This window comes from Nonomuraea insulae (assembly GCF_042656245.1).
The window spans coordinates 182,485-208,577 of the sequence record NZ_JBHSPA010000025.1 but is presented as its reverse complement, the minus strand read 5'-3'; the positions used below and the strand labels follow the sequence as shown (position 1 = coordinate 208,577).

Here is a 26,093-nt window from a genome sequence, read left to right as displayed (position 1 = left end):
TGGTGAGCCGGGTTCGTCGGGCTTTTGGGGTGGAGCTGCCGATTGTGGCGGTGTTTGAGTGTCCGACGGTGGCGGGGTTGGCTGGTCGTCTGGAGGTTGGTGGGGGTCCGGTGCGGGCGGTGCTGGGGGTGCGGGATCGGCCGTTGGTGGTGCCGGTGTCGTTTGCGCAGCGGCGGTTGTGGTTTTTGCATCGGTTGGAGGGGCCGTCGGCGACGTACAACATGCCGTTGGCGTTGCGGTTGTCGGGGGGGTTGGATCCGGGGGTGTTGCGGGCGGCGCTGGCTGATGTGGTGGGCCGGCATGAGTCGTTGCGGACGGTTTTCGTCGAGGTGGATGGTGAGCCGGCGCAGCGGGTGGTCGAGGCGGGGGAGGCGGATTTCGGCTGGCGGGTGTCGCGGGTCGGTGAGCGGGAGCTTGCTGGGGCGTTGGAGGGGGCGGCCCGGTACGGGTTCGATCTGTCGGCGGAGATTCCGGTGCGGGTCACCCTGTTCGAGCTCGGCGCGGATGAGTACGTGCTGTTGTTGCTGATCCACCACATCGCCGGTGACGGTTGGTCGTTGGCGCCGTTGGCGCGGGATGTGGTGGCTGCTTACACGGCCAGGTCGCAGGGGCAGGCGCCGGGGTGGAGGCCGCTGCCGGTGCAGTACGCCGACTACACCTTGTGGCAGCGGGAGTTGCTGGGGGAGGAGTCCGACTCGGACAGCGCCTTCGCCGAGCAGGTGGAGTACTGGAAGCGGCAGCTGACAGGGTTGCCCGAGCAGCTCAACCTGCCCACCGACCGGCCCCGACCGCCGGTGGCCTCCTACCAGGGCGCGGATTACCTCTTCTCCCTCGATGGTGACCCGCACCGGCGCATGACCGAACTGGCCCGCCAGTCGGGCGCGACGGTGTTCATGGTGTTGCAGGCGGCGATGGCCGCGCTGTTCACCCGGCTCGGTGCCGGCACTGACATCGCGTTGGGCAGCGGGGTCGCGGGCCGCACCGATGATGCCCTCGAGGATCTGGTCGGATTCTTCGTCAACACGGTGGTGCTGCGTACCGACACCTCCGGCGATCCCACCTTCGCCGAACTGCTGGATCAGGTGCGGCACACCAGCCTGGACGCCTACCAACACCAGGACGTGCCCTTCGAGCACCTGGTGGAAGTCCTCAACCCCAACCGCTCCACCGCCCACCACCCCCTTTTCCAGGTGGCGTTCGTGCTGCAGAACGCCCCCGACACCGTCTTCGAACTGCCGGGGGTACGGGCGGGCGTCGAGCCGGCCGGCACCGGCCGGGCCCGATTCGATCTGCTGTTGTCCATGAATGAGCGCAAGGACGGCACCGGCGCGCCGGCCGGCATCGACATCGAGGTCGAGTACGCCACCGACCTGTTCGACGAGGAGACCATAGCCGCCCTGCTGCACCGCTATGCCCGGTTCCTGGACACGGTTCTCGCCGATCCCGGCCGGCGGATCGGCCAGGTGGACATCCTCACCCAGCTCGAACGGCGGCAGGTGCTGGAAGGCTGGAACGACACCGACGTCGACGTCCAGCAGGGCACCCTGGTCGAGTTGCTCGAAGCCCAGGCCCGCCGCACCGCGCATGCCACCGCCGTGACGCTGGGCGAGGAACAGCTCAGCTACGCCGAACTCCACGCACGCGCCAACCAGCTTGCCCGCCACCTGGTGGAGCTGGGCGCGGGCCCGGACCGGCTGGTCGCCGTGGCGCTGCCTCGCTCGGTCGACACCATCATCGCGCTGCTGGCGGTGCTCAAGGCCGGCGCCGCCTACCTGCCGATCGACCCGGACGACCCGGCCGAGCGGCTCACGTTCATGCTCAGGGACACCCAGGCCCTGCTGCTGGTGACGTCGCTGAAGACAGACATGTCCGAGGTGGTCACCGACACGCCCGTTCTCATCCTCGACGCCGACGAGACCCGCGCCAGGGTCGCGGCCCAGCCGGACCGGGACCTGACCGACGCCGACCGCCACGGTCGCCTGGACCCGGCGCACGCGCTCTACGTCATCTACACCTCCGGATCGACCGGCCGCCCCAAGGGGGTGCTGGTCGAGCACCGCGGGCTGGTCAACAACCTGCAGTGGATGCGGCACACCCATCCGGTCGGTCCCGATGACACGCTGCTGTTCCGGACCTCGGTACGGTTCGACTCGGTGGGCCTGGAGATCTGGTTCCCGCTGCTGTCCGGCGCCACGGTGTGCGTCGCGCCCGGCGACGTCGTACGCGACCCGGAATCGCTGGTCTCCTATCTGGCGGCCAACCGGGTCACGGTCGCCCAGTTCCCGCCGTCGCTGCTCGCGAGCCTGCCCGCGCCACCGGAGCACCATGCGGTGACCCGGATCTGGTCCAGTGGCGAGGCGCTGCTGCCCGAACTCGCGGCCGACATCAGCACCCGTTGGAACAGCGCCTTGTTCAACCTGTACGGGCCGACCGAGACCACGATCCAGGTCGCCTCCGCGGTCTGGGACGAGGACATGGCCGACCGGCCCGCGGTGCCGATCGGCCGGCCCACCTGGAACACCGGCCTGTACGTGCTGGACGCCGGCCTGCGGCCGGTACCGCCCGGGGTGGTGGGCGAGCTGTACGTGGCCGGCGCCCAGGTGGCCAGGGGTTACGTCGACCGCCCCGGCCTGACCGCGGAACGGTTCGTGGCCTGTCCGTTCGCCGCCGGCCAGCGGATGTACCGCACCGGAGACCTGGTGCGGTGGACCACCGAGGGCCGGCTGGAGTTCGCCGGCCGCGCTGACGAGCAGGTGAAGCTGCGCGGCTTCCGGGTGGAGCCGGGCGAGGTCGAGGCGAGCCTGGTCGCGCACGCGGGGGTGCGGCAGGCCGTGGTCGTGGCCCGCGAAGACACCCCCGGCGACCAGCGCCTGGTGGCCTATGTGGTGCCCGACCTGGACGCCGCCGCGGCGTTGGCCTCGGACGCCGCCGGGCAGGTCGCCGAGTGGGAAACGATCTACGACTCGGTGTACGCCGGATCTGAGGCGGACGTCTTCGGCGAGGACTTCACGGGCTGGGACAGCGTCTACACCGGTGCCCCGATTCCCCTGGAGGAGATGCACGCCTGGCGCGAATCCGCGGTGGAGCAGGTACGCCGCCATCGCCCGGAACGGATCCTCGAAGTCGGCGTCGGCTCGGGCCTGCTGCTGTCGCAGCTGGTCGAGCACTGCCAGGAGTATTGGGGCACCGACCTGTCCGGCGCCGTGATCAACCGGCTGCGGCAGCAGGTCACCGCTCGGGGACTGGCGGACCGGGTGACCCTGCGGTCCCAGGCCGCCGACGTGATCGACGGCCTGCCGACGGGATACTTCGACGCCATCGTGGTCAACTCGGTGGTGCAGTACTTCCCCGACGGGCCGTACCTGCGGCGGGTCATCACCCAGCTGATCGGGCTGCTGGCAACCGGTGGCCGGCTGGTGATCGGCGACGTCCGGCACGCCGGATCGTTGCGTGCCCTGTACGCCGCGGTGCAGACCGGCCGCGTGGGCAGCGCGGACCAGGCCAAGAACCGGGTCGCGGTGGATCACGCCGTGCTGACGGAGAAGGAACTGGTGGTGGCACCGGAGTTCTTCACCGCCCTGGCCGAGACCGAACCGCGGATCGGCGCGGTCGACATCCGCCTCAAGCCGGGGCATTACCACAACGAGCTGACCCGGCACCGTTACGAAGTCGTCCTGCACGCGGACCCGGCCGAGATCACCGACGTGTCCCAGTTGCCCACCGTCTCCTGGAGCGAGGACCTCCAGCTGGACCAGGTCCCGGCACCGGCACGGATCACCGGCATCCCGAACGCGCGGTTGGTCGGCGAGGTGGCCTGCGAACGCGGTCTGGCAACCGGATCCGCGCCGGCTCCGGCCACCGGTGTGGACCCGGCCGAGCTGACCGAGCGGAGCCGGGCACGCGGCGTCCAGCTGATCCCCACCTGGTCCGCCACGGCACCGGAACACTTCGACGCGGTGCTGCTGCCCGAGTCCGCTGGGCCGGTGTTGTCCGGGGTGTACACCCCCGCCGCCCCCACCGGTTCGCCGCTGCTGTGGGTGAACAACCCGCAGGCGGCTCGCGGTCTGAGCACGCTGCTGACCGAGGTCCGCGAACACCTGGGCGAGCGGTTGCCGGACTACCTGGTGCCGTCGGCGGTGGTGGCCCTCGGCGCGGTGCCACTCACCCCGAACGGGAAACTGGACCGACGGGCGCTGCCGGCTCCGGACTACGCCCGAGTCGGCGGGGGCCGAGCGCCCCAGACCCCGCTCCAAGAGGTGCTCTGCGGGCTGTACGCCGAGGTGCTCAACCTGGCCGAGGTCAGCATCGACGACAACTTCTTCAACATCGGCGGCCACTCGCTGCTCACCACCCGCCTGGTCAGCCGAATCCGCGGAGCGCTCGGCGTGGAACTGCCCATCGCCGCCGTCTTCGAGACCCCCACCGTGGCCGGCCTGGCCGAACAGCTGGGCCGTCGCAGCCACCTTCCGGTCAGGGCCGCGCTGACCCGCCAGGAGCGGCCCGAGGTGCTGCCGCTGTCCTTCGCGCAGCGCCGGTTGTGGTTCCTGCACCGGCTCGAAGGCCGTTCCGCGACCTACAACATGCCCGTCGTGCTGCGCTTGTCGGGCGCCCTCGATCGGGAGGTGCTGCAGACCGCGCTGCATGATGTGATGGATCGGCACGAGCCGTTGCGCACGGTGTTCCCAGAAACCGATGGCGAGCCGCGCCAGGTGGTATTGGGCCAGGTCGACGTCGAGTGGCAGGTTCGCCAGGTCACCGAGGCCGATCTCCCCGACGCCCTTGGCGTGGCGGTCCGGTACGGCTTCGACCTGACCACCGAACTGCCCGTGCGCACCACCCTGTTCGACTGCGGGGCCGACGAGCACGTCCTTCTCATCCTGATCCATCACATCGCCGGTGACGGCTGGTCGATGGGTCCGCTGGCCCGTGACGTGCTCGCCGCTTACACGGCCAGGTCGCAGGGGCAGGCGCCGGCGTGGGAGCCGCTGCCGGTGCAGTACGCCGACTACACGTTGTGGCAGCGGGACTTGCTGGGCGACGAGTCCGATCCGGACAGTCTGTACTCACAGCAGGTGGAGTACTGGAAGCGGCAGCTGGCGGGGTTGCCCGAGCAGCTCAATCTGCCAGCGGACCGGCCCCGCCCGGCGGTGGCGTCCTATGACGGCGCGTACGTGGTCTTCGAGCTGGACCCGGCGCTGCACCGGCGGCTGGCGGAGCTGGCGCTGGGCGCCAACGCGACGGTGTTCATGGTGTTGCAGGCGGCGATGGCGGCGCTGTTCACCCGGCTGGGCGCCGGCACCGATGTCCCGCTGGGCAGCGGGGCCGCCGGTCGTACCGACCGCGCGCTGGAGGACCTGGTCGGGCTGTTCGTCAGCACGTTCGTGCTGCGTACCGACACCTCCGGCGACCCGAGCTTCGCCGAGCTAGTCGAGCGGGTCCGGGAGGCCAGCCTGGCCGCCTACGACCACCAGGACGTGCCGTTCGAGCACTTGGTGGAGGTGCTCAACCCGCAACGGTCCAGCGCGCACCACCCGTTGTTCCAGGTCGCCCTGGTGCTGCAGAACACGCCCGGCCGGGAATTCGAACTGCCCGGCCTGCGGATCCGCCAGGAAGGGGTGGGCGTCGGCAAGTCCCGCTTCGACATGATGTTCAGCCTGTCCGAGCTCACCGGCGACCAGGGCGTGGGCGGGCTCGTGGAGTACTCGACCGATCTGTTCGACCGGAGCACGGTCGAGGGCCTCATCGCCCGCTGGGTGCGGCTGCTGGAGCAGTTCGTCGCCGACCCGCGGCGCCCGATCGGCCAGGCGGAGCTGCTCACAGAGCCGGAGCTGGACCAGGTGCTCCACGGCTGGAACGACACCGCGGCCGACGTGCCGGGGCTGAGCCTGGCCGGCATGTTCGGGCAGTGGGTGAGCCGCACCCCGGACGCGACCGCCGTCGTCCGCGGCGGCGAGTCGCTCACCTACGCCGAGCTGGACGCGCGGGCGAACCGGCTGGCGCACTGGCTGATCGCCCAGGGTGTGCGGCCGGAGCACCGGGTCGGTGTGTCGCTGCCACGGTCGGTGGACCTGGTGGTCGCCGTGCTGGCGATCGGCAAGGCCGGAGGCGCCTACCTGCCCGTGGACCCGGCGTATCCGGCTCAGCGGCGTGAGTTCATGCTGGCCGACGCGGCACCGGCGGTGGTGCTCGACCAGATCCCGGACTTGACCGGCTGCCCGGACACCGATCCGGGCATGGAGCCGGACCTGGCCGGGGCGGCATACGTGATCTACACCTCGGGCTCCACCGGCACACCCAAGGGCACGGTGGTGTCACACCGCGGCCTGGCCAGCATGGCCGCAGCCCAGGCGGACCTCGCCGTCGGCCAGGACAGCCGGCTGCTGCAACTGTCATCACCCAGCTTCGACGCGGCCATCTGGGAGTTCGTCACCGCGTTCGCCGCGGGCGCGACGCTGGTGGTGCCCGAGCAACAGCGTCTGGTCGGTGCGGAACTGTCGGACGTGCTCGCGGCGCAGCGCGTCACCCACGCGCTGATCCCGCCGTCCGTGCTGGCCACAATGCCGTCCGGCGCCGCCGGGCAACTCACCCACCTCACCGGGCTGGTGGTGGGCGCCGAGCCGTGCGCACCGGAGCTGGTACGGCGATGGGCCCCGGGCCGGCGGATGCTGAACGCCTACGGGCCCACCGAATCGACGGTGGTCGCCTCGATGACCGAGCCGATGCGGGCGACCGGTGTGGTCACGATCGGCAACCCGATCGCCAACACCAGGGCGTACGTACTCGACGCGCGGCTGCGACCGGTTCCCGCCGGCGTGGTCGGCGAGTTGTACATCGCCGGCGCGGGCCTGGCCAGGGGCTACGCCAACCGCGCGGCGCTGACCGCGGAGAGCTTCGTGGCCTGTCCCTTCGCCGCCGGGGAGCGGATGTACCGCACCGGCGACATGGTGCGCCGACGCGCGGACGGCCGGCTCGAGTTCGGCGGCCGCTCTGATGAGCAGGTCAAGGTGCGTGGCTTCCGGGTCGAACCCGGCGAGGTCGAAGCCGCCCTGGTCGTGCACCCCGGGGTCCGGCAGGCGGTGGTGGTGGCCCGCGAGGACACTCCCGGCGACCAGCGTCTGGTGGCCTACGTGGTGCCCGATCTGGATGCGGCGGCGGATGCCGGCGCGCAGGTGGCCGAATGGGAAGGCCTCTACGACGCGGTGTACGCCGGGTCGGAGGTGGACACCTTCGGCGAGGACTTCACCGGCTGGGTCAGCTCCTATACCGGCGAACCGATTCCGCTGGGGGAGATGCGGGCCTGGCGTGACGCCGCCGTGGAGCAGGTGCTGCGCTTCCGGCCCGAGCGCATCCTGGAGGTGGGTGTCGGTTCGGGTCTGTTGTTGTCGCAGTTGGTCGAGCACTGTGCGGAGTTCTGGGGCACGGACCTGTCGGGCACGGTGATCGATCGGCTGCGTGGCCAGGTGGCCGCGCGGGGGCTGGCCGACCGGGTGACGTTGCGCGCCCAGGGGGCCGACGTCGTGGACGGATTGCCTGAAGGGTATTTCGACACGATCGTGCTCAACTCCGTCGTGCTCTACTTCCCCGACGGGGACTACTTGCGGCGGGTGATCGACCGGCTGGTCGGGCTGCTGGCGCCGGGTGGCCGGCTGGTGGTGGGCGACGTGCGGCATGCCGGCACGTTGCGTGCCTTCCACGCGGCGGTACGGGCACCGCGGTTCGCCGGGCAACGGGACCGGCTGCGGACCGCGGTGGCGCATTCGGTGATGGTGGAGAAGGAACTGGTGGTGGCGCCGGAGTTCTTCACCACGCTGGCTGATCCGCGGATCGGGGCGGTCGACATCCGCCTCAAGCCGGGTTCCTATCACAACGAGCTGACCCGGCATCGCTACGAGGTGGTGCTGCACAAGGACCCGGCCGACGTCACCGATGTCGCCCACGTGCCCACGCTGGCGTGGGATCCGGACCTCGATCTGGACCAGGTCGCGGCACCGGCCCGGATCGTCGGCATTCCCAACGCTCGTCTGGTGGACGAGGTCGCGTGCGAACAAGCCCTGGACGATGACGTGGTGGTCCCAGCCACCGGGATCGACCCAAACGACTGCATCGAGTGGGGCCAGAAGCGGGGCGTGCAGGCGATCCCCACCTGGTCGGCGGCGTCGGTGGCGCACTTCGACCTGCTGATCCTGCCCGCCGGCACAGGGCCGGTGTTGTCCGGCGGATATACCCCGGCGGCGACCGGCGGATCGCCGCTGCGCTGGCTCAACAACCCGCAAGCCGCACGTGGCCTGGGCCCGCTGCTCACCCAGATCCGCGCAGACCTGGGCCGGCAACTGCCTGAGTACCTGGTGCCCTCGGCCGTGGTGGCCATCGGCGCGGTGCCGTTGACGCCCAACGGCAAGTTGAACCGGGCCCTGCTACCGGTGCCCGAGTACGAAGGCGGCGAACGCTACCGGGCACCGCGGACCGAGCAGGAAAGGCAACTCTGCGCGATGTTCGCCGACGTGCTCGGTATGGACGTGGACCGGATCGGGGTCGACGACAGCTTCTTCGACCTGGGCGGGCACTCCCTGCTGGCGACCCGGCTGGTCAGCCACATCCGGGACACCGCGAGGATCGAGCTGCCGATCGCGGCCATCTTCGAAAGCCCGACCGTAGCCGGTCTGGCCGAGCGCGTGGACGCGGCACCGAAGACCACGCGGCCCGCGCTGCGGCGGATGGCCCGGCCCGGAACGGAGTGACGAGCATGGACACCTCTCTGAAGCACGGTGTGGGGCCGCAGCGAGAGCTGCCCGACATCCGCGTACACCAGCTGTTCGAGGACCGGGTGCGAGCGCACCCGGACCGGATCGCCGCAGTGTGCGACGGCGTCGCGTGGACCTATGACCAGGTGAACCGGCGGGCCAACCAGATCGCGCACGCGCTGCTTGAGCGCGGCGTCAGCGCCGAAGACGTGGTGGGCGTGCACAGCGAGCGGCACCTGGAGTGGCTGGCGTCGGTGCTCGCGGTGTTCAAGGCCGGCGGCGTCTACCTCCCCATCGAGCCGCATTTTCCGGCTGCCCGGATCTCCGCCATGTTGTCCCGCAGCGGGTGCCGGGTGGTGCTCCGCGACGACGACCCCGTCCCCGGCCACTATCCCACCACCGACCCGGGGCTTGCTGTCGGCGCCGGTCAACTCGCCTACCTGTACTTCACCTCCGGCTCCACCGGCGAGCCCAAGGGCGCCATGTGCGAGCACGCCGGGATGCTGAACCACATCCTGGCGAAGATCGAAGACCTGGGCATCGAGCCGGGGCAGGTGGTCGCGCAGACCGCGCCCCAGTGCTTCGACATCTCGTTGTGGCAGCTGGTGGCCCCGCTGCTGGTCGGCGCCCAGACGCTGATCGTGCCGCAGCGGGAGATCCTGGACCTGGAGCGTTTCCTCGACACCGTGGTCGGCGGCGGAGTGGAGGTGCTCCAGGTGGTGCCGTCATACCTGGAAGTGATGCTGACCCACCTGGAGCAGCGCTCCCGCACCCTGGGACGGCTGCGATGCGTGTCCGTGACCGGTGAGGAGCTGAAGTCCGAGCTGGTGAACCGCTGGTTCGCCCGCTTCCCTGACATCGCCCTGGCCAACGCCTACGGGCTCACGGAAACCTCCGATGACACCAATCATGAGGTGCTCACCGGCCCGCCTGACGGCGACCGGATCTCGCTCGGCCGGCCGATCCGCAATGTTCGCATCTACCTGCTGGACGAACACGGAGAACCAGTCCAGGACGGCGAACCGGGAGAGATCGTCTTCGCCGGGGTGTGCGTCGGCCGGGGTTACATCAACGATCCGGAGCGTACCGCCGCCTCGTTCGGATCCGATCCGTACCGGCCGGGCGAGCGCAGCTACCGCTCCGGCGACTGGGGCCGATGGCGGCCCGACGGCAAGCTCGAGTTTCTCGGCCGCCGCGACGCCCAGGTCAAGATCCGTGGCTTCCGTATCGAGATCGGTGAGATCGAGAACCACGTGCTGAAGTCCTCCGGGGTACGGGACGCGGCCGTGGTGGTCACCGAAACCCCCGATGGCGAAAAGCACCTGGTCGCCTACTTCACCGGCTCCGCCGAGCCGCACCAGCTCGGCCCGCGGCTGGCCGCCGCGCTCCCCGAATACATGGTCCCCCACTGGTTCGAGCGGCGAGAGGCGTTGCCGCTGACCGGAAACGGCAAGGTGGACAGGAAAACGCTCCGCGCGCAGGCGGCGACGCTGGTCTCCGCCGCGAACCAGGCCGGCGAGCCGGGCGCTCCGCTGACACCGGCCGAGCTCCGGCTGGCCGAGGCGTGGGCCGACGTGCTGAAGATCCCGGTGGACCGCATCACCCGGCAGGACGACTTCCTCGGGCTCGGCGGGACCTCGCTCACCGCGGTCAAGGTCGGGATCGCCCTGGGCTCGGCGGTGACGCTGAAGGACCTCGTAGCGCACCCGGTGCTGGCCGATCTCGCCCTCGTCATCGAAAGGAACACCACGAATGACGCCAGCTGACCTGGAACTGACCCCGGGCAAGCCCCCCATCCTGCCGGTGAGCGAGCCGGTGGCCGCGGCCGAGTGGGTCGGAGAGTACCGGGCGCTGCTGACGGAGGTGCTGCTCCGCCACGGCGCGGTGCTGGTACGCGGCCTCGGGGTGCGTGACGCCGCACTGCTGGGGCAGCTCAGCGCGCAGCTGATGGAGTCGACGGTGATGGACCGCGAGGCGTTCGCCCGTCGTCACCCGCTCGGGAACTCGGTGTTCTCCTCCCTGGAGTGGCCGCCGGACCAGCCCATGTGCATGCACCACGAGCAGAGCTACCTGCTGGAGGTGCCGCGGCTCCTGGCGATCGGCTGCTTCGCCGCCCCTGACTCGGGCGGGATCACCGGCCTGGCCGACGCGGAGGCGGTGCTGGCCGAGCTGCCCGAGCCGCTGGTGGCACGTTTCGCGGAGACGGGCTGGACGCTGAGGCGTTCCTTCAACGACGTGGTCGGCCTGCCGTGGCGGGAAGCGTTCGGCGGGGATGACCGGGAGGCGGCGGAGAAGTACTGCCAGGCCAACCGGATCACCTGCGATTGGCGGCCCGACGGTCTGCGTACCTCGCAGACCCGGCCCGCAGTGCTGGACCACCCGCTCACCGGCCGTCCGGTCTGGTGCAACCAGATCGCCTTCCTCAACGAGTGGACCATGGATCCGGCGGTCCGCGAGTATCTCGTCATGCAGCTGGGCGCGGACGGCCTGCCGTTCAACACCGGCTACGGCGACGGCGAACCGGTCGACGCGGAGACGATCCGCACGATCAACGAGGTGTACGAGTCTCTCACTCTGCGCGAGCCCTGGCAGGCCGGCGACCTCCTGCTGGTGGACAACGTCAGGATGGCGCACAGCCGCGAGCCCTACCAGGGGCGCAGAGAGATCGGCATGGTGCAGGGCGACCCGGCGCCTACGCCGCGCGGCTGAGCCGGATCGCCGTTTTGCTGTCCGGGATGCTCCAGCCGTGCCTGCACTCGTGCTGCAGCACCGGGTTGTCGGCTTCGTGGTCGGTGGGCATCAGCCGGTTCATGAGCGAGCCCAGGCATGCCTCCCGGAACCCGGGATGCGGCTTTTCCGCATGGTCGCGTGCCAGCACCAGGAACGCCGGATCGACGGTCTTGAGCTGGCCGTCCTCGTCGATGACCTCCAGCCAGGAATGGGCGATGTCCAGCATGCCGAGGATCCAGCCGCGCCGGGTCCTGGCCTCGAAGCCGGCCGCCCGGCATTTCTCCGCCAGATCCAGCGAGGCGGGAATGCAGGGCAGGAACCCGTGCGGGAGCAGCAGCTCCGACCGGCGCTGGAGCTGCTCGGGAATCTGGATCCATCGGTAGCCCTCGCTGTACTCCAGCGCGATCTCGCGCAGGCGAGCCGACCGGAGCGTGCGCTGCGCCCCATCGCTCACCATGACCGCGTCGAGGGCGGATCCGTCCGGGGCCATGGTGAGCGATTCGGTCCGGCCGCCGTAGACGCCGGGCCGCGGACGCGCGATGTTCCAGCTCCGGTCGCCGTCGCCGCAGCCTTCGGGATGCGGGCACGACGTCTCGATCGCGAAGGTCCACCGACGGGGCGTGTACAGGGTCTCCGGCGCGTCGTGCATCCAGCGCAGCGCGTACTTCATGGCCATCTCGGGGCCGGAGGTGCCGGATCCCGAGTAGAGGGCCAGGTTGGTCAGGTCGTAGCGGTCGAAGCGGATCTGCCCACTGCTGTCGGAGTAGGGCAGGCCGTGGTCGACCAACGCCTTAAGCAGCGGTTCCCCGCCACCCAGTAATTCGCCGGCTCGTTTCCACTCCACCGTCTCGTCGCGGAACTCCGGCGGGATACGGAACAGCCTATTGAGCGAGTCAAGCCAGGCGTCAAGGATCCGTGCGTCCATGACTTGTAGCTTATCTACATAAATCTGGGGATGGGTTGATTTTATTCATGGATTGTAGAAGACTACTTCCTATTGTTCGGTTGCAGGCGCTCTACCTTAGGAATTTCGTGGCTTCTCCTATGCGTGAGATATGAGCAATTCCGACACCCTCGAGTTATCATTGACCGAGCTGTTCGAGACGCAACTACGGCGGGCGCCCACAGCGACGGCAGTAGCATGTGGCACCGAAACTTTGTCTTACCGAGAGCTCAATACGCGGGCGAATCGCCTCGCGCACTGGCTTATCGCCCAGGGAGCCGGCCCGGAAAAGCTGGTCGGCGTGATGGTGCCGCGGTCGGTGGACATGGTGGTCGCCCTGCTGGCCGTCGGGAAGGCAGGCGGGGCGTTCCTGCCGCTGGACCCGACCTATCCCGCCGAGCGGCTCGACTACATGATCGCCGACGCGGCGCCGTTGCTGGTGCTGGACGAGGCGCTCGCCGGAGCCGACTACACGGCCTACCCCGAGTCCGACCCCGTCGTGCACCGCCCCGCGCTCGGGGCGGCGTACGTGATCTACACCTCCGGGTCGACGGGACGGCCCAAGGGGGTCCTGGTCACCCACACCGGCGTCGCCGACCTGGCGGCGACCCAGGTCGAACGGCTCGCGGTGACCGCGGACAGCCGCTACCTCCAGCTCGCCTCGCTCAGCTTCGACGTGGCCTTCGGTGACTTCTGCACCGCGTTCGCCGCCGGCGCCACCCTGGTGATCCCCGAACCGGGTCGCATGGTGGGCGCGGTGGTGCGCGATCCCACCGGGACCCGGTTCATGATCGGCATCCGCGAGCTGACGACGTCCCGGATCACCCACGCCGGCATTCCGCCATCGGTGCTGGCGGCGATCCCCGCCGGCACGGAGTCGCAGTTGCCCGACCTGGTCACGCTGATGACCGGTGGTGAGCTCTGCCCGCCGGACCTGATCCGCCGCTGGTCCGCCGGCCGGCGGATGGTCAACGCGTACGGACCTACCGAGTCGACGGTGTGCGCGGCGATGAGCAGGCCACTGTCGGCCGCCGATCCGGTGGCGCCGATCGGCCCCCTCGTGGCGGGCACCCGCGGATACGTACTGGACCGGCGGCTACAGCCGGTCCCGGCCGGCCAAGTGGGCGAGCTGTACCTGGCGGGAAAGGGCCTTGCCCGCGGATACGTCGGCCGGACCGCCCTGACCGCGACCCGTTTCGTGGCGTGCCCCTTCTCCGCCGGGGAGCGGATGTACCGGACCGGGGACCTGGTGCGCTGGCGTGACGACGGACAACTGGAGTTCGTCGGCCGAGTCGATGACCAGGTCAAGATAGGCGGGCATCGGGTTGAGCCGGGCGAGGTCGAGGTGGCGCTGACCGCGCATCCGGCGGTGCGGCAGGCCGTCGTGGTGGCCAGGGAGGACACCCCCGGCGACCGGCAACTGGTGGCCTACGTCGTACCCGCTGATGTCGACACCGGCGCCGTCCTGAAGTACCTGGCCGCGCGCCTGCCCCATCATCTGATCCCCGCGGCGATCCTGCCCGTGGAGGCGGTCCCGCTCACCCCGAACGGCAAAGTGGACCGCCGGGCTTTACCAGAACACTCTCCAACCACGCTAGGACGAGCACTGTGAACGATCGCATCGAGAACATTGTGATCCTGGGCGGTGGCACCGCCGGCTGGATGGCCGCCGCATATCTGGGCAAGGCCCTCCAGGGCACGGTCACCATCACCGTGCTGGAGGCCCCCACCATCCCCCGGATCGGCGTCGGCGAAGCCACCGTGCCCAACCTGCAGCGGGCCTTGTTCGACTACCTTGGCCTGGCCGAAGAAGACTGGATGCGGGAGTGCAACGCCAGCTTCAAGATGGCGGTCAAGTTCGTCAACTGGCGGACCCCCGGCGCGGGTGAGGCCACGGCGCGGGAATGGCAGGGCCGGCCCGACCACTTCTACCACCCGTTCGGACTGTTGCCCGCGCACGACCAGATCCCGCTGTCGCACTACTGGTCGCTGCGGGTGGCACAGGGCGAGACGACCGAACCGTTCGACTACGCCTGCTTCCCCGAGACCGCGGTGATGGACGCCAAGCTGGCCCCCCGGCGGTTCACCGGCGAACGTGCCACCAACAACTACGCCTGGCACTTCGACGCCAGGCTGGTGGCCGACTTCCTGGCCCGCTTCGCGACCACCAAGCAGGGTGTCGTCCACGTCCAGGACGAGATGACCGAGGTGCTGCGGGATGAGAGCGGTTTCATCACCGCGCTGCGCACCAAGGGGGGCAAGCTCCTCGAAGGCGACCTCTTCGTGGACTGCTCGGGCTTCCGCGGCCTGCTCATCAACCAGGAGATGGCCGAGCCGTTCATCGACATGAGCGACCACCTGCTGTGCGACAGCGCGGTGGCCACCTCGATACCGCATGACGACGACGCCAATGGCATCGAGCCCTACACGTCCTCGATCGCGATGAGCTCCGGCTGGTCGTGGAAGATCCCGATGCTGGGCCGGTTCGGCACCGGCTACGTGTACTCGAGCGCCTTCGCCGACAAGGACGCGGCGACCGAGGAGTTCTCCCAGATGTGGGACCTGCCGGAGGACACCCGGTTCAACCACATCCGGTTCCGGGTGGGGCGCAACCGCCGGGCCTGGGTGAAGAACTGCGTCAGTATCGGCCTGGCCTCCTGCTTCCTGGAGCCCCTGGAGTCGACCGGGATCTACTTCACCTACGCGGCGATCCACCAGCTGGCCAAGCACTTCCCGAACCGGGGCTTCGACCAGACGCTGGTCGACCGGTTCAACCGCGAGATCGAAGACATGTTCGACGACACTCGCGACTTCCTCCAGGCCCACTTCTACCTGTCGCCGCGCACCGACACCCCGTTCTGGCGCGCCAACAAGGAGCTGTACCTGACCGACAACATCCGTGAGAAGATCGCGATGTTCAAGGCCGGAGTCCCGATCAACCCGCCTGCCTCGGACGAAGCCACCTACTACGGCAACTTCGAGGCCGAGTTCCGCAACTTCTGGACCAACGGCAGCTACTACTGCATCTTCAGCGGGATGGGTCTGCAACCCGACCATCCGCTCCCGGTGCTCACCTACAAGCCGGAGTCGGTCCAGGGCGCTCAACAGCTGTTCGACGCGGTCAAGCAGAAGCAGCGGGAGCTGGTGGAGACCCTACCCACCATGCACGAGTACCTCAAGCGGCTGCACGGCGCCGGTTAGGCAGCACCGGTGAGCAGCGGGGGCGCGGCGGCAGTCGGCGAGGACGACTTCAGAGCCTGGATGACCCGGTATCCCACTGGCGTGGCGGTCGTGACCACCACCGACGCGGACGGGCATCCCCGGGGTATGTCCTGCTCGTCGCTGTCCAGTGTGACCCTGGACCCGCCCACCGTGGCAGTGTGCCTGCGTACCGACGCCGTCACGTGTGTGGCGGTCGAGGCGCGCGGGGAGTTCGCGTTGAACCTGCTGCACAGCGGTGGGCGGCACGCGGCGCAGACCTTCTCCGGTCCGGTCGCCGACCGCTTCGCCGCCGTGGAGTGGCAATGGTCCAACGGGAAGCTGCCCTGGCTGAGAGCGGACACCTACGCTCTGGCCGAATGCCAGGTGGCCGGTACCGTCATCGTGGGGGACCACACCATCGTGCTGGGTACGGTCACCGGGCTGAGGGCGGGCGACGGCGATCCGCTGGTGTACGCCCACCGTGAATACCGCAAGCTTCAGCCGTGAGCAACGGTCCTCGGCTGGTGGTTCTTCGAGACCGGGTCGTGACGGGCGGTTCCGGCCGGGCACGAGAAGCGAGCTTCTCGTGCCCGGCTCCACCATCAACCGGCCAGGACCAGCTCACACAACTCCGCGGCGCTCAGCTGATCGAAGTGAGTGGTAAGGGCGCTTATCCAGCGCTCAATACCGAACGCGACGCACCCGGTGAAGGCGGGGCTCCCGTCCGCGGTCCGGATGTCGCAGCGTTCGCCGAAGAAGTTCCGGTGGAAGTTGACGGAGGCGATGGCCAGCGTGCCTCCGTACAGGAACTCTTCCTTGACCGGGAACAGCTGGGCCATCAGCGCCCGCGCGCCGCCCGATCCGCCTGATTCGAAGAACGGATCCGTCGCCGGCTCCACCTTGACCGGCAGCCCCAGCGTGGCGAGGTAACCGGTGAGCATTTCCTTGTACGAGCTCAGATGCTCCCGGACCGTGTCCCGATCACCGACGCAGACGACTTCCCGCATCGAGAAACCGAGCAGCCGCCGCAGGCCGTCATAGTGGTCCTCGCGGCGAAAACAGGTCGCCACCGTGGTCACCTGGCGCGGCAGGTCGAGCTGTTGCCCGGCCAGGTCGAAATACACCTGGTAACAGGCCGCCGACGGCAGCGCGTACGCCGGATCGGTCAGCGCCGTCGCCGGCACCGTGGACCCGGCCAGACCGGTGTCGCCGTACTGCGCGATGGTCTCGCTGTTGAGGCCCGAACCGAGCAGCGCCAGGTGCGGAAAGTTGCGGAAATAGTCGATCCGCTCCAGATCCGCCACCGGCACCAGCGGTGGGTACAACATGGCGGCGGCACCGGACTCGGCGGCCCAGCCAGTGAATCTGGTCTCCAGCGCGGCCCGGAGCCGCACCAGATCAGGACCAAGCGTTGCCAGCACCGAAGAACCTCTTCTCGATCGCGGCCAGGGTACGGAAATCCTCGGGAGTCACTTCTTCCATGCGAATTTCCTCGCCGGTGTGCTGTTCGAGCACCACCAGGAAGCCGACGAATCCCACCGAGTCCAGGACGCGGCTCTCGATGAGATCCAGGTCCGGGGGAATCTCGGTCAGCTCGGGGTTCTTGGACAGTAGGTACTGCACGGCGATGTCGATGGTCGGCAAGGTCATGACTGCGGCGACTCTTTCGTTGGTGCGGTTTTTCCCAGGCCCAACATGGCAGCGACGCGGTTGTACTGCATTTCGTTGCTGCCGGAGTAGATCCGGCCGGCCACGGCATTGCGGACGTCCTTCTCCAGGCCGTACTCGGACATGTAGCCGTTGCCGCCGAAGACCTGTACCGCGGTCAGGCTCGATTCGAGGTTGGCCTCACTGGTGAGCAGCTTGGCGATGGCCAGCTCGGTGGTGACATTGGCACCCGTGAGCAGACGTTCGCCGGTGTCGTACAGCCATTTCCGTGCGGTCTCCAGCCGGATCTTCATGTCCACGATCTTGTGCGCCACGGCCTGGAAGGAGCCGATCGGCTGCCCGAACTGCTGCCGCTTCCTGGCGTACTCGACGCACCGATCCAGCCGGTGCTGCATCTCGCCCACGTTGACGATGAACGAGAACAGGATCTCCCGCTTCATCACGTGGTCCAGCACGAGGAAGCCACCGCCCACCTGGCCCAGCACGTGCGAGGCGGGCACCCGGCAGCCGTCCAGATACAGCTCACTCACGGGCGAGGTGCGCAGCCCCATCTTCGCCACCGGCGCGCCGACGCCGAGTCCGGGCGTGTCACCCGGGACCAGGAACGCGGTGATCCCGAGCGCGCCGGCGTCCGGCCGGGTCCTGGCGTAGATCACGATCAGGTCGGCGATCGGGCCGTTACTCACGAAGATCTTGCTGCCGTTGAGGACGAAATGGTCGCCGTCGCGTTCTGCCGTGGTGCGCATCTGGAGTGCGTCCGAGCCGCTCTCGGTCTCGGTGATGGCATGGGCGCCGATCGCGTCGCCGGTGCAGATCGCGGGCAGGTACCGGTCCTTCAGCTCTGCCGACCCGAAGTCCTGTAGCGGCACGCCGGTGCTGGCCATGCTGGTGGTGACGGAGAAGCTCAGCCCGCCGTCCCGGCAGCCGAGGCCCAGCCCTTCGAGGACGTACATGGTGGTCAGCAGATCCTGCCCGAGCCCGCCCCAAGGCGAGCCGAAGGGCAGGCCGAGGATCCCGGTCTTCTGGATCAGCGCCCACTTCTCGCGGGGAAAGACGCCCTGGGCGTCCTGCTCCACGTGATCGGCGCTGAGGTCGTCACACCAGCGGGCCAGGCCGGCACGCAGCTCGACCTGCTCGGGGCTCCATCGGATCATGACGTCGCCCTCTCAGTAAGCGGAGTACTCGTCCCCGCCCAGGATGTGCACCTCGTCGCCGCGCAGCGCGGGGGAGAAGACACACACCAGCCGGAGATCCTCCTCCTGACTGGCGACCAGGAAATGCGCGTCGTGCTGGTCGAGCGAGTACAGAGTCCCCGGGGTGAGCGGATGCGAGGTGCCGTCCATGTCGATGACCTCACCACGGCCCGCGATGCAGTAGCACGACTCGAAGTGATTGCGGTACTCCAACCGGGATTTGGTGCCGGCCCGCACCACTGTGTCGGTGATCGTATATCCCAGCCCGTCGGAGCCGACCAGGAAGCGGCGGCTCACACCGTTACCCCATTCCACCGAGGGGACATTCTCAAGGTGCCGAATAATCACGACAAACCTCCCTGGCCCTGTGCCGCGGTGACGAATGCATCAATTGACGAGACCGTCCGGAAATTGGTCGGATCCAGCTCGGAGTAATTGAGCAAGACCTTGAAGTTCTCCTCGAGCCAGGCGATTAGTTTGAGGATGCCGAGGCTGTCGATCACTCCGTTGGCGATGAAATCGTAGTCGTCGGTCAGTTCGTCGGCACCGACGCCGTCCAAGAATTCTGTCAGGACGAACTGTTTGATCGAATCGGCGTGGCTCATGGTTACCTTTCTTGCGTTCTGACAGCTACCGCCCGGTGATGGCGTTGCGGTCGATCTTTCCGGTGGAGGTACGCGGCAGCGGGTCGTCGGTGACGCCGAGCACCGCGGGAATGGCCGCGGTGGGCAACAGCCGGGCGCAGACCTCTCGCAGTCGCAGGCTGTTCAGCGTGCTGCCGGCGTCCCGGCGGACCATGGCCACCAGCCGATGACCGGCGAGTTCGTCAGGCAGGGCCACGACCGCGGCTTCCCGCACTTCGGCATGCCCCAGCAGCGCCTGCTCAACGGTGGCCGTGTTCACCGCGACGCCTCGCACCTTCACCTGGAAGTCATTACGCCCGACGAGGAAGGTCCGCCCGTCGGCGTCGCGACGGACCAGGTCACCGGTGCGGAAATAGCGCACCGAACCGCCATCGGGCTGCGGCAGATCGACGAACCTCTCGGCGGTGCGTGCCTCGTCGAGATAGCCGCTCGCCTGAAAGGGCGTGGACACGTAGAGCTCATCGTCCACGATCAGGCTCCGCACGCCGGGTAGCGGCGTGCCCAGCGGCAGCGGCGCCGTGTCGGTGACGCCCACTTCGTGGATGAAGCTGTCGTTGGTTTCTGTGCACCCGTACAGGTTGTGGACGCGGGCCTTCGGGAAAAGCTGCGGCAGCGCGCTCAAGGTGCGCTGCGGCAGAACGTCTCCGGTGGTGATGACATGCTTGACCGCATCGAGCCCGGTGGTCGGCGACGCCGCGTCCAGCAGCAGCGCGAAGAATGTCGGCACAGCCTGGACCAGGTCGACTTGGTAGCGGTCGAGCAGGTCGAGCAGGTGGTGCCCGTTGACCACGTGCTCGGTGTCGACCAGCACCACCCGGCCGCCGTGCGCCAGCGTCGTCCAAACGTCCAGCAGGCTCAGGTCGAAGTTCAGTGGAGCGAAACTGAGCACCGACTGGCCGGGGCCGATGCCGAATGCCGTACCGGCCCAGGCGATGAAGCGGTTCACCGCACCGCGAGCGAGTGGCACGATTTTCGGCTGCCCGGTGGATCCGGAGGTGGTGAACATGAAGGAGACATCGGCGTCGCGGCCGAATGCCTGCCCTGGCGGGACTTTGACCGGATCATGCTCCAGCGCCGGGGTGGACAGCAGGAAACGTCGGCCGGAGAGCACGCAGGCCAGGATTTGGGCAATCGTTTCCAGTGATTTCCGGGCGACAATACGCAGCGGTTCGTCACTAGGCAGATCGGACTCTTTCGCCAGTGCGAAGAGCTCACCGTAACTAATCTCGTGGCCGGGCCAAACCAGCGCGGGTGCGGCGGGCCGGTGGTGCACGTGATAGAGGAAGTTGTCGCGTAAGTCGAGGCCGTCAGTCATTGACAGCCCCGGTCAACAAGCACGCCAGGATGCTCACTCCCCGTTCGACATGCCGGCAGGATGCTCACTCCCCGTACCGCATGTGCGACGGGATGATCACTTCGCACAGGACCATATCATAACAACAGGACGTCCCGTAACAGAGGAATCAAGCTGCCACATGGTGTATCAATTGGAGCTTTCTGCTGGTCAGAAGAGTGTATGGGTCGCGCAACAACTCAACCCTTCGGACCGTTCCCTCAACATTGCCGGTTACGGCGCAATTGCCGGCGCGATTGACTCAGCGCACTTCGAGGCCGCGCTGCGGACCGTACTCTCCGAAGTCGAGGCACTACGGGCTCGGTTCGAACTGACCGGTGAGGGGCTGCATCAAGTCATCTCCGAGTCCCTGGACTGGTCCCTGCGCCAACTCGATTTCTCGGCCTCGGCCGACCCTCTGGCCGAGGCCGAGCAATGGATGCGCACCGATGCGGCGCTCGAGTTCGACATGGCCAACGGCCCGCTCTTCCGCTGGGCCCTCATCAGGGTCGAGCCGGAACTCTATCTCTGGTACCAGGCCATGCACCACATCATCGTGGACGGCTTCGGTCTCTCCCTGATCACCTCGCGGGTGGCGGATGTCTATACCGACCTGGCGGCCGGTGATCCGGTCAGGGAATGTCCGCCGACCTCACTCGCCCAGGTCATCGACGAGCACACCCGCTACGCCGCCGGGCCCGACTTCGCGGCGGACCGGGAGTTCTGGCTGGCGCGGCTGCCCGGCAAACCCCGGGTGGCGAGCCTTGCCACCCGGGTATCGTCCGACACCAGTGCCTTCATCCGGGAGAGCAGCCGGATCACCCCCGCCGACGTGGACCGGCTCCGCGCCGTGGCTCGCCGGCTGAGGGTTCCCTGGTACGGCGTCGTGATCGCAGCCGTGGCGGTGTACCTGAACAGAGTGACCGGCCTGCGGGACATCGTGCTCGGCCTGCCGGTGGCGGCCCGGCCGAGCCCGGTGGCTCGCCGCACTCCAGCCATGCTGACCAACGTGGCCCCGATGTGCCTGACCGTCGATCCGGCGCTCGATTTCGACGCGATGGTGGTCGCGGCGGCCGCCGAACTCATGGTGGCGCACGAACGCCAGCGTTACCCGTACGAGCTGATCATCCATGAGCTCTCCGGCCTGCCGGACGGCCGGCGGCAGCTGGGTCCCGAGGTCAACGTGATCGCGTTCAACACGAGCCTCACCTTCGGCGGCTTTCCTTCCACGCCGTACAACCTGAGCGCGGGCCCGGTCGAGGACATGTCCATCAACATCTACGACAGGCCGGATCAGAGCGGGATGCTGATCGAGTTCGACGGCAACGCGGGCTTGTACCGCCCGGAGGAACTGCGCTCCCACCTGGACCGGTTCGTGGACCTGCTCCGCGCGTCGGCCTAGTGTCGTAATCCTCGCAGAAGGAGTTCGAGATCCGCCGCGACCGGGGCAAGCTGAGCAGGGACGCGTCGCGGCGGATCCCGAATCTCCGGCAACTTGACCATGTTGCCGTTGGCATCTAGCCTCGGGTCGGAATTCATGTGATTTTTCCTAGTATACTTGCGCGCCCATGCACCTGCATTGCTAGCCATATCGGGGGAAGCTTGCCGATATATTCTGCTGCGAGCGAGATTGTCCTTGATGACATTTTCATGCGGCTCCCTGACTTTGTCACAGACATGGATGTCTTCCTCAAACTCGAGGCGTTCAACCCAGCCGGTTCCCTGAAACTCAAGACCGCTGTCGGATTGGTCGACAGTGTGTTATCCGCGGGCATTCTGACCCGGCCGCACGGTCGTTTGATCGAATCCAGCTCGGGAAATCTGGGAATCGCACTGAGCGTGGTCGCCGCGGAACGCGGATTCCCACTCACCATCGTCACCGACCTGAACGCGAACCGGCAGGCGATCCAGACGATGGAGGTCCTGGGCACCGAGGTCGTGGTGATCGACCGGCGGGACCAGAACGGTGGTTACCTGCAGCAGCGCATCGCCTACATCCAGCGCGAGCTCGAGCGGGACCTGCGTCTGATTTGGCTGAACCAGTACGCTGACCTGGCCAACGCCCACGCCCACCGGGACCGCACCGCCCGGAATGCCCACGCCGAACTGGGCACCATCGACGTGCTCGTGGTGGGCGTAGGCTCCACCGGCACCCTGATGGGCTGTTTGGAGTATTTCGGCGAGCACAGTTTGCACACCCGCATCGTGGCCGTGGACATCGAAGGATCGGTGACGTTCGGAGGTGCTCCGGCGCCTCGCCACATTCCCGGCATCGGCAGTAGCCGCAGGCCGGAAATCTTCACCGACTCGGATGCTTTCGACAAGGTGCTCGTCGGTGAGCCGGACACCATCGCCATGTGCCGCCAAGTGGCCAGAAAGTATGGCCTGCTGATCGGCGGCTCGACCGGCTCCGCGCTCACCGCGGTGCAGCAGATTTCCAAGTCCATTGCGCCCGGAAGCCGAGTGGTGGTCATTTCTCCGGACCTCGGTGACCGATATCTGGACTCGATCTATTCCGACGACTGGATCAAGTCGCGTTACGGTGACACGTTCACCGAGGCAAGTGGGAGCAGCTTTGTTTGAATTCGACGTGGTGCCCGGGACAGTGGTCGCCGAAGTTCTTGGGGCGAACCGGGAACAGGTCCTCGACCTGGTACGGGATGCCTACCTATGGCACGAGCAAAACCAGACCGTCAATCCGGACAGCTACTTCCTGCGCTTTCCCGAGAAGCCCGAGGCCCGCATCATCGCGCTGCCCGCGTACGTCGGCGGCACAGTCGGCAAGGCCGGAATCAAGTGGATCAGCAGCTTCCCGGGGAACATCGACCAGGGTGTGCCGCGGGCCTCGGCCGTGCTGCTGCTGAACGACTACGCCACCGGGCACCCGATCGCCTGCCTGGAAGCGGCCGGTATCAGCGCCGCCAGGACCGCGGCCTCAGCGGCTGTCGCCACCGCCGCGCTGACCGAGCAGGCGCCGCGGGTCTCGATGGTGGGCGCCGGGGTCATCGCCCGCACCATCCTCGACTACCTGCTGGCGTCGGGCCTCCGGCCGGCCGCTCTGGACGTGTACGACCTGGAGACCGGCAGCGCCGAACACCTTGCCCGGTATGCCAAAACCCAGATCGACCACGTGTCAGTGGTGCCGACCCTCGACCATGCCCTTCAGAGCGACCTGATCGTCTTCGCCACCACGGCGGCCTCGCCGTATGTCGGCGCTGCCACCGAGCTGCGTCCGGGGCAGGTGCTCCTGAACATCTCGCTCCGCGACCTGGCTCCCGAGCTGTTGCTCGGCGCCGACAACATCGTCGATGACGTCGAACACTGCCTGAAGGCACAGACCTCTCCGCACCTGGCGGAGCAGTTGTCCGGGGGACGGGACTTCATCACCGGCACCATCGGTGGCCTGCTGCGGGGACAGGTCAGTCTCGACCCGGACCGGCCGGTGATCGTCTCGCCGTTCGGGCTGGGCGTGCTCGACATCGTCGTCGGCCAGTTCGTACTGGAGCAGGCGCGTCGAACCGGCCAGGCGATCGGGATTCCTGGTTTCTTCGGCGAAACGACGCGCTGGTAGTCGGTCCGGCCCTGGCGCCCGCCGGCGGATCCCACCGATCACGCCTGCTCCACTGCGGCTGGGGCTCCCGCCGCATCACCGCCAAGGTGGTTATGAGGTCTCCGGGGCGCAGGTTCTACTTGGTCGTCGAACCCGCTGCCGGAGACCTCCTATTTCAGCCCAGCGGTCATGGAAACCAGGATCCGACGCTTGCCCGTGAACGGCTGCCTGCCGTGGGCGCAGCGCATGTTGTCCACGATGAGTACGTCGCCCGGCTCCCACGGGAATGCGAAGGACGCCGTGTCGTACGCTGCCTTGATCGCGCTCAGGTCCTCAGCCGGGATGGGCGACCCATCGCCGAAGTAGGCGTTGCGGGGCAGGCCGTCCTCGCCATAGATCTCCATCAGCGTCTCGTAGATGTCCGGCGACAGGCTGGAGGCGTGGAAGAGGTTGGCCTGGTTGAACCAGACGCGCCGCCCCCGGTAGTCCTGGTGCGCGGGGCGGTGATGCCGCGTACGCAGGCCGTCCGGCGTCCACTCGAACTCCTGGTTGTGCGTCTTGCAGTAGGCCTCTACGTCGGCGGGCTCCTCGGTCTGGAACGCCTCCTGCCACGACAGGCCGATGTCGGAGCGGTACGACCGCGTGTACACCACGCCCTCGGCGAAATGATCGAGCACGCGCTGGGGGAGCAGCCTGTACACCGCACTGCTGTCGGCGATCGGTGTGGCGCCGCCCGTCTCGGCCGCTGTGGCACAAATGAAGAACAGCACACCGGGCCACGTCTCGGAATAGGAGGCCTCGTTGTGCATGGGAATCGACGCATCGGCCGGATACTCGGTCGAGGTGTAGACCGCGTCGGTCACAGAGGTGCGCGGGGTCGAGCGTTCGGTGTATTCGAGGGGCTCGCCCCCTACGGTCCGCACAAAGCGCTCGAACTCGCCAATGTCCGTTGAGCCGCCGCGCAGAAGCACGGCGCCATGCTCCATGAGGGACCCGCGGATCCCCTCGACATCGGGGACGACCGCGATGGTGGTGTGCTCGTTTCCCATGAGTTTCATCTGCCGGCTTCCAATCCATGGATTCAATGGTCGACGCGCGCGCCGTACGAGTTTGCCAGCAAACGATCTCCAACGCCAGGCGTAAGCCGTACGGCGGAGCGACAGGCGGCCAGGATGGCGCGGCCGTGGCCGCGCCGGCCGAGGTGTTGCGCCTGTCACCGGAAAACCACGACGCCGTCTGCCGGCGGCGTCAGCGCTGGGCAGGCGACGGACAGTAGGTCGCCGACCGGCCCACCTGGTCATTCCGAGTCGGGGAGAGCGGTGGGGCCGAGCGGGGGGTCGTTGGCCAGGTCGAACGCGGCGGCGAGGATGGTGAGGACCTGAATCATGGCCTGAGGGGCCAACTGGTACTCACCACGCCGCCGTTGTGTGATCAGCCTGGCGCTCTGCAGCGCGCGCAGGTGGTGATAGAGCTGGCCGCTGGTGGCCTGCTCACCGTCTCCTCCGAGGGATTCCTGGAGGTCGGAGCTGGTGCATCCGCCCTGTCGTACGAGTGCGGCGAGCAGCGCCAGTCGCGGCGGGCTGCCCAGGGTCTCCAGGATGCCGGCCACCGGCGCCCAATCGGCCGACAGCAACTCCGCGAGAGAGTGTTGCCTGTCCCAGAGGTTCTCGCCGCCGGCCAGCCGTGCGGCTCCGACGTAGCCCACCGTCCCGAGCTTGTCCTCCTTCTTCGCCTGGCGGAGCATGCCGGTGGCCGCCGTGGTGAGGGACGGCGACTCCGGATGGCCGGCGGTGTCGACTCGACTCTCCAGGCGGGCGATCCGGCGTTCGAGCTCGGCGAGTCTGTCCTCACTCATCGCGGTCTCCTACGTTAGTCCGTAATTACGGAGTAGCGTACTAGACGGGATGCGAGCGTGGCAACGCCTCAGCGACGTCGCCTTCAAGCAGCAGACCGGGGCGCGATTCTCCGGCCTTTCTGGCGTTCCTGCGGCGCATGGCCGACGGGCTCCGGCCGAGATGAAAGTTTCATAATCCTTCGTTTCGGCGAATTCCTCCTCCCACTTCTCGGTCGACGCATTTCTGAGGCGCCGC

Annotated in this window: 18 protein-coding genes; 9 read left to right on the top strand and 9 right to left on the bottom strand. The window is 68.0% G+C overall.

Annotated features, from left to right (window positions below):
• Positions 1 to 155: 155 nt before the first annotated feature.
• The 3 genes from ACFPZ3_RS21970 to ACFPZ3_RS21960 are packed head-to-tail and all read left to right on the top strand — an operon-like array spanning position 156 to position 11,450.
• The gene (locus ACFPZ3_RS21970; protein WP_379516056.1) at positions 156 to 8,738 is read left to right on the top strand and encodes an amino acid adenylation domain-containing protein; all 8,583 of its coding nucleotides are present in this window, start codon (positions 156 to 158) and stop codon (positions 8,736 to 8,738) included.
• A 5-nt stretch (positions 8,739 to 8,743) separates the two neighbouring features.
• Complete coding sequence (locus tag ACFPZ3_RS21965; RefSeq protein ID WP_379516055.1) at positions 8,744 to 10,507, top strand: non-ribosomal peptide synthetase; 1,764 nt, start codon at positions 8,744 to 8,746, stop codon at positions 10,505 to 10,507.
• A complete protein-coding gene (locus ACFPZ3_RS21960; RefSeq protein ID WP_379516054.1) occupies positions 10,494 to 11,450 on the top strand; it encodes a TauD/TfdA family dioxygenase in 957 nt (318 codons plus the stop codon). Before ACFPZ3_RS21965 ends, ACFPZ3_RS21960 begins: the two co-directional genes overlap by 14 nt.
• Here ACFPZ3_RS21960 and ACFPZ3_RS21955 read toward each other — a convergent pair.
• Positions 11,434 to 12,396 carry a hypothetical protein gene (locus ACFPZ3_RS21955; RefSeq protein WP_379516053.1) on the bottom strand — a complete coding sequence of 321 codons (963 nt, stop codon included), beginning with the start codon at positions 12,394 to 12,396 and terminating at the stop codon, positions 11,434 to 11,436. The two genes, ACFPZ3_RS21960 and ACFPZ3_RS21955, sit on opposite strands and share 17 nt — an antisense overlap.
• Before the next feature lie 130 nt (positions 12,397 to 12,526).
• On the opposite strand from ACFPZ3_RS21955, the gene ACFPZ3_RS21950 reads away from it, so the two are divergent.
• From ACFPZ3_RS21950 to ACFPZ3_RS21940, 3 genes are read left to right on the top strand one after another with little or no spacing between them, the layout of a single operon-like run.
• The gene (locus tag ACFPZ3_RS21950) at positions 12,527 to 14,026 is read left to right on the top strand and encodes an amino acid adenylation domain-containing protein (RefSeq protein ID WP_379516052.1); all 1,500 of its coding nucleotides are present in this window, start codon (positions 12,527 to 12,529) and stop codon (positions 14,024 to 14,026) included.
• Complete coding sequence (locus ACFPZ3_RS21945) at positions 14,023 to 15,615, top strand: tryptophan halogenase family protein (protein ID WP_379516051.1); 1,593 nt, start codon at positions 14,023 to 14,025, stop codon at positions 15,613 to 15,615. The genes ACFPZ3_RS21950 and ACFPZ3_RS21945 overlap by 4 nt, the downstream gene beginning before the upstream one ends.
• Before the next feature lie 9 nt (positions 15,616 to 15,624).
• The gene (locus ACFPZ3_RS21940) at positions 15,625 to 16,122 is read left to right on the top strand and encodes a flavin reductase family protein (RefSeq protein WP_379516050.1); all 498 of its coding nucleotides are present in this window, start codon (positions 15,625 to 15,627) and stop codon (positions 16,120 to 16,122) included.
• Positions 16,123 to 16,217: 95 nt separating this feature from the next.
• Here ACFPZ3_RS21940 and ACFPZ3_RS21935 read toward each other — a convergent pair whose 3' ends face one another.
• Genes ACFPZ3_RS21935 through ACFPZ3_RS21910 form a run of 6 tightly spaced genes read right to left on the bottom strand, consistent with a single transcriptional unit; the run spans position 16,218 to position 20,435 of the window.
• Positions 16,218 to 17,036 carry an aminoacyl--tRNA ligase-related protein gene (locus ACFPZ3_RS21935; protein WP_379516049.1) on the bottom strand — a complete coding sequence of 273 codons (819 nt, stop codon included), beginning with the start codon at positions 17,034 to 17,036 and terminating at the stop codon, positions 16,218 to 16,220.
• The gene (locus ACFPZ3_RS21930) at positions 17,014 to 17,265 is read right to left on the bottom strand and encodes a hypothetical protein (protein WP_379516048.1); all 252 of its coding nucleotides are present in this window, start codon (positions 17,263 to 17,265) and stop codon (positions 17,014 to 17,016) included. Before ACFPZ3_RS21930 ends, ACFPZ3_RS21935 begins: the two co-directional genes overlap by 23 nt.
• On the bottom strand, positions 17,262 to 18,437 hold the full coding sequence (locus ACFPZ3_RS21925; RefSeq protein WP_379516047.1) for an acyl-CoA dehydrogenase family protein: 1,176 nt from the start codon (positions 18,435 to 18,437) through the stop codon (positions 17,262 to 17,264). The genes ACFPZ3_RS21930 and ACFPZ3_RS21925 overlap by 4 nt, the downstream gene beginning before the upstream one ends.
• 12 nt (positions 18,438 to 18,449) lie before the next feature.
• Positions 18,450 to 18,791, bottom strand: a complete 342-nt coding sequence (locus ACFPZ3_RS21920) for an ectoine synthase (RefSeq protein WP_379516046.1) — start codon at positions 18,789 to 18,791, stop codon at positions 18,450 to 18,452.
• Positions 18,792 to 18,820: 29 nt separating this feature from the next.
• Complete coding sequence (locus tag ACFPZ3_RS21915; protein WP_379516045.1) at positions 18,821 to 19,081, bottom strand: phosphopantetheine-binding protein; 261 nt, start codon at positions 19,079 to 19,081, stop codon at positions 18,821 to 18,823.
• Between the two features lie 25 nt (positions 19,082 to 19,106).
• Positions 19,107 to 20,435 (bottom strand): AMP-binding protein, encoded by a 1,329-nt coding sequence (locus tag ACFPZ3_RS21910; protein WP_379516044.1) that lies wholly within the window; start codon positions 20,433 to 20,435, stop codon positions 19,107 to 19,109.
• Positions 20,436 to 20,517: 82 nt separating this feature from the next.
• Between ACFPZ3_RS21910 and ACFPZ3_RS21905 the strand changes: the two genes are divergently transcribed.
• The 3 genes from ACFPZ3_RS21905 (at position 20,518) to sbnB (ending at position 24,024) form a co-directional block, all read left to right on the top strand.
• Positions 20,518 to 21,855 carry a condensation domain-containing protein gene (locus ACFPZ3_RS21905; protein ID WP_379516043.1) on the top strand — a complete coding sequence of 446 codons (1,338 nt, stop codon included), beginning with the start codon at positions 20,518 to 20,520 and terminating at the stop codon, positions 21,853 to 21,855.
• A gap of 137 nt (positions 21,856 to 21,992) precedes the next feature.
• Positions 21,993 to 23,036 (top strand): 2,3-diaminopropionate biosynthesis protein SbnA, encoded by a 1,044-nt coding sequence (sbnA, locus tag ACFPZ3_RS21900; RefSeq protein ID WP_379516042.1) that lies wholly within the window; start codon positions 21,993 to 21,995, stop codon positions 23,034 to 23,036.
• The gene (sbnB, locus tag ACFPZ3_RS21895) at positions 23,029 to 24,024 is read left to right on the top strand and encodes a 2,3-diaminopropionate biosynthesis protein SbnB (RefSeq protein WP_379516041.1); all 996 of its coding nucleotides are present in this window, start codon (positions 23,029 to 23,031) and stop codon (positions 24,022 to 24,024) included. The genes sbnA and sbnB overlap by 8 nt, the downstream gene beginning before the upstream one ends.
• Before the next feature lie 149 nt (positions 24,025 to 24,173).
• Here the strand turns inward: sbnB and ACFPZ3_RS21890 are convergent, their stop codons facing one another.
• Positions 24,174 to 25,061: a TauD/TfdA family dioxygenase gene (locus tag ACFPZ3_RS21890; RefSeq protein WP_465263563.1), complete on the bottom strand. Its 888-nt coding sequence runs from the start codon at positions 25,059 to 25,061 to the stop codon at positions 24,174 to 24,176.
• 239 nt (positions 25,062 to 25,300) lie between these two features.
• Positions 25,301 to 25,858: an ArsR/SmtB family transcription factor gene (locus ACFPZ3_RS21885; protein WP_379516039.1), complete on the bottom strand. Its 558-nt coding sequence runs from the start codon at positions 25,856 to 25,858 to the stop codon at positions 25,301 to 25,303.
• Positions 25,859 to 26,093: the final 235 nt, after the last annotated feature.